General features: G+C 28.6%; 1 protein-coding gene. It reads right to left on the reverse strand.

Features of this window, described 5'->3' with window-relative positions; translation table 11 throughout:
• Positions 1-330: hypothetical protein (locus AC1DWA_RS33080; RefSeq protein WP_477917665.1), on the reverse strand; the 330-nt coding region annotated here is incomplete at its 3' end.
• Positions 331-605: the final 275 nt, after the last annotated feature.

Here is a 605-nt window from a genome sequence, read left to right on the forward strand (position 1 = left end):
ATCCTCTAGGCTACTTCTCAAGGTAATATTTAAAATTAGTAGAGTAAATGCGAATAAAGATGCCATGAAAAACATAGGTGTAAAAACCAGAAATAAAATAAATACAGCAATCACTGCAATAATGGTGAAGGTTAAAAAATTAAGTATTTTCTTATTTAGTTTATTTGTTTTTTCTAAAAGTTCTTCATTTCTCTTTATATACTCTTTAATTTTCCCTGGACTCTTCGTAATATAGTCCCTCTCTAGTTTTTTATTCATCCTACTAATTCCTTGAAAGACAATAATAATTACGAAGGTTGCGATAAGAGATATAATAACATAGTTTGGCATTTAAATATCCTCCTTCTCCTTTTCAGTTAAATTTATAAAATCAGAAGCACTCAATTTTCCAACGAACAAAGGGAATTCTCTTTAAAACAATAGTTAATTGCTTCACATCGCTCCTCAGCAACACCATATTTTTTATTTATTTAAGAAAATGAATCTCTTTTTACACGTATTCACCGATGAAATACATTTCATTTTTCCTGTCCATCAATAAGTGATAACAAAAAGCAAACTCTGGTTTTCGAATAAACATAATTTGCGATTCAATATCTTGATTG

Source organism: Rhodococcus sp. P4_F3_2 (genome assembly GCF_056401335.1).